The 1,863-nt window shown below is 68.0% G+C and carries 2 protein-coding genes; both read right to left on the bottom strand.

All coding sequences use genetic code 11. The features are described 5' to 3' along the window. Nucleotides 1–2: 2 nt before the first annotated feature. Entirely contained in the window at nt 3–1,118 is a 1,116-nt protein-coding gene (locus JCM19049_RS12980; protein ID WP_054821793.1) for an LpqB family beta-propeller domain-containing protein, read from the bottom strand. Continuing rightward, nucleotides 1,070–1,387, bottom strand: a complete 318-nt coding sequence (locus JCM19049_RS20890) for a hypothetical protein (protein WP_279403181.1) — start codon at nt 1,385–1,387, stop codon at nt 1,070–1,072. The genes JCM19049_RS12980 and JCM19049_RS20890 overlap by 49 nt, the downstream gene beginning before the upstream one ends. Nucleotides 1,388–1,863: the final 476 nt, after the last annotated feature.

The following is a 1,863-nucleotide window of genomic DNA, read 5'->3' as shown; positions in this document are numbered from 1 at the left end:
GGTCAAGGACAGGGCACGGTCCACCCAGGCCGCCAACGAGGAACCCATGGCGCCAGTGTGCATTGCCCGGGCACGGCAGGTGCCAGCACGGCGGCCGGTTGGGGATGGTTAGCCGGGGTAGGACACGTCGGCGGCGAAGTCATCGAGCTTGCGCCAGGTGTTGCCCACCGGGTGTGCAGGTCCTCCGGGGTTCCGGCGTAGACCGGGCGGCGGTCGCCGGGGCCGGCGGCCAGGGACACCATGCCCAGCAGCGGGGAGAACGGTTCGGAGCCCGAGGAGAAGGTCAGCAGCTCGGCTTCCACCGATTCGGTGCGGCTGAACCTGGCCACGATGATGGACTGGTCCGAGTTCCACAGCGCGGTGTTCACCGGAACACTGGGGAAGATCTCCATCGGATGCTCACTCAGTCCCCGGGGCACCCCGTCGGCGTCGCGCACCACGCCGCTGACCAGAACCCGGGTCTGTGAACCATCACGCACCACCAGCAGCGCCCGGGCCCCGTCCCGGGAAATCCGCAGCGACTGCACCTGTTGGCCCTTGAGCCAGTCCACGCTGATCGGCCGGGTTTCCCCGGAGACCGCTGGATCGGCGGGGGCCACCAGGATGGGGGTCTTAGCGGAATTATCCGCGGTCCAGGTCCACCCGGCCACATCCATGGAGGGGCGCAGCAAATTGGTGCCGGTGGCGACCTGGCGGACCCGGCCGTTTTCATCCACGGTCATCAGTGCGCTGCGTTTGCCGTTCAGGAACGCGTAGCGGTTGCCCACCGGCGACATCGCCGAGTCGCGCGGCGAGTATTCGGACAAGTCCGGCACCCCGCCCACCGGGATCACGCTGCCGCCCTTGACGTAGACCAAGGACCCCTCGTCGATGCCGATCAGCGTGTCCGGGGTGCTGGGGTTGCGTTCGGCCTTCTCGAATTCCGGCGGCACCTGTTCCAGGTTCACGTCCGCTTCCTCGGACTGCATCTGCACGCGTTCCACGGAGGTCAGTTCGTCCAGCGAGGCGACCAGCTGCTGCTGCATCAGCTGCTTGGCCAGGTCGGTGCTGTCCACGAAGGTCTCGGCGTTCAGGTCCACCGTGGCGGTGCCGTCCTTGACCGGGACCGCCGGGCGCACCAGGGAGCTGGCCGAGGAGAACGCGGAGACGACCGCGTTTTCCAGGTAGGGGGCCGGGCCTCCAGCAGGGCCTCGACCACGGAGGTCGCCGCACCGCTGCGGGAGGAGAACCAGCGGATGTCCGGGACCAGGTACTTGTAGCTGGCGTCGTAGAAGTACAGGGTGCGCGGGGCGAAGATCCGCTCGAAGAAGCTGCTTTCGAGCATGATCCCGTCAGGCGCCTTGGAGATGCGCCATTCCCCGTCGATTTCGCTGAGCTCCACGTCCACCGCCCGTGTGGAATGGGAGGGGTATTCGGTGCGGATCCCGTTCGCGTCGACCTCGGCGGTGATTTCCAGCTGGATGGTGTAGCGGTTTTCCGCCCCCGCTCGATGATCGAGCTGGCGTCGTACACCAGGGTGCGGCTGCTGCCCTTCCAGGCGTTTTGCAGCTGCGGGGTCATGAACTCGCGCGCCACCGCGTAGTCCTGGGCCAGGGACACCCCGGCCTCTAAGAAGCCCTCCACGATGCCGCGCGGACTGGAGCCCGGCTGCGGCCCCAACGCGTCAAAGCTGTAGTTCTCATCGCTTTCATCATCGGGCTGGGACTGGATCTGCTGGACCGGGGAGGAACGCGGGATGGAGGCGCAGCCGCTGAGCACCAGCACCCCGGCCAGGGCCAGGACCAGGGCGTGCAGCAGCCGGGCCGGACCCAGTGCGAAGCGCACCCGGGCGACGGGGAACCTCAAGGTGCCCGTCGCCGCGGG

The organism is Arthrobacter sp. JCM 19049 (assembly GCF_001310435.1).
This window is presented reverse-complemented; position numbering and strand designations above follow the sequence as displayed.